Annotated in this window: 1 protein-coding gene; it reads right to left on the bottom strand. The window is 69.0% G+C overall.

Translation table 11 applies throughout. The features are described from left to right. On the bottom strand, positions 1–1,995 hold a 1,995-nt coding region (locus ACFVW8_RS39050), incomplete at its 3' end, for an acyltransferase domain-containing protein (RefSeq protein WP_389698795.1).

Here is a 1,995-nt window from a genome sequence, read left to right on the forward strand (position 1 = left end):
CCACACACCAGCACCCACCACATCAACCACATCACCATCACCACCCGCAGCAACCGCACCCCGCGTCACCACCACCAACCGACCCACACCACCACCACCCTCACCCAACAACCACCCACGCACGGCCTCAAGCGTGGTGAACAAGTCCTCCCCAGTCGCCTCGTGCACGCGATAGCTCTCCTCCGGAGCGGAGCCGGAATCCAGAGCGCCGGAGTCGGAGGCGCCGACCGATATCGGAACCCACTGGACTTCGTACAGCGACTGCGCGACGTCGCCAGACCCCGGGAGCCCTGCGGGGTCCCTCGGCCGCAGGGTCAGGTTCGAGACCGTGGCGACGGGCATCCCGTCGGTGTCCATGGCGGTGATCGCGATTCCGGCTGCCCCGCGGGGGCTCAGCCGGACCTTCAGCTCCTTCGCGCCGCTCGCGTGCAGCGTCATCCCGCTCCAATTGAAGGGAAGGAGGCCGGGTTCGCGCTCACCGAGCGCGCCGAGCACCACAGGGTGCAGGGCGGCATCCAGCAGGGCCGGGTGCAGGCCGAACCGGGAAGCCTCGGATGCCGCGCCGGACGGAAGGGTGATCTCGGCGACGACATCCGAGCCGTCGCGCCAAACGGCCGTCATCCCCTGGAACTGGGGGCCGTAGTCGTACCCTCGCTCGGCGAGTATGTCGTATGCGTCGGTCAGATCAACAGGTACCGCACCGGCCGGAGGCCAGGCGGACTCGTCTCGCGCGCCCTCCTGGGGCACTCGGTCACTGAGTGTGCCGCTGGCGTGCCTGACCCAGTTCTCCCCGCTTCGGGAGTACACGCTCACCGGCCGGGAGCCGTGCTGATCCGCTCCGCGTACGACCACCTGGAGTGCCACTCCGGTCGACTCCGGCAGCCAAAGCGGCAGTTCGAGTGTCAGGTCGTCGACGTGTCCGCAGCCGACCTGGTCCCCGGCGTGGACGGCGAGTTCCAGGAGCGCGGTGCCGGGAAGCAGGGCTGCGCCCTCGATTGCGTGGTCGGCCAGCCAGGGATGGGTGCGGAGCGAGATGCGTCCGGAGAGCACCAGCTCGTCGCCGTCGCCGAGTTCGACGGATGCCCCGACCAGTGGGTGGTCGCTGCCGGACAGGCCGGCCGAGGTCACGTCGGCGCCCGTGCCGCTCTCCTCCAGCCAGAAGCGCCTGTTGTTGAAGGCATAGGTGGGCAGTTCGACCATGCGTCCGCCGCCTATGACGGCCGGCCAGTCGACCTCGACTCCTCGCACGTGTCCTTCGGCCACCGAAGCGAGGAAACTGTCCATGCCTCCGTTGTCGCGGCGCAGTGAGGGGAGCACGATCGCCGGGGCTGCGCTTCCGGTTCCGGCGGCTGCGGAAGCGGTGGCTGCTTTCTGGTCGTCCGAGGCGGCGTCCAGGGTCTGCTCGATGCTCATGGTCAGGACCGGGTGTGCGCTGACCTCCACGAACACGTCATGGCCCTGGGCATGGACGGAGCGGATGCTCTCCTCCAGCCGTACGGTGTTGCGCAGATTGCGGTACCAGTAGTCGGCACTCGCGCCGGCGGTGTCGAACCAGTCGCCGGTGACAGTCGAGAAGAAGGGCACCTCGGACTTCCGCGGCTGGATCGGCGCGAGGAGGTCCAGGATCTCGGCCTCGATCATCTCCACGTGCGCCGAATGGGAGGCGTAGTCGACGGGGACGCGCTTCGCCCGTACCTCATCGGATTCGCACGCGGCCAGCAGCTCGTCGAGTGCGGTGACATCGCCCGACACCACGGCCGTGCCGGGACCGTTGAGCGCGGCGATCGATATCCGGCCGTCCCAGCGGCGGAGCAGCTGTTCCAGTTCGCGCGCGGCCAGCGAGACGGACACCATGCCGCCTTGTCCGGCCAGGGCCACGATGGCCCGGCTCCGCAGCGCAACCACCCGCGCCGCGTCATCCAGACTCAACGCACCCGCCACATACGCGGCCGCAATCTCCCCCTGCGAATGACCGATCACCGCAGAGGGACGCAC

Origin of the sequence: Streptomyces sp. NPDC058221, assembly GCF_042882365.1 — a bacterium.
Classification (GTDB): Bacteria; Actinomycetota; Actinomycetes; order Streptomycetales; family Streptomycetaceae; genus Streptomyces.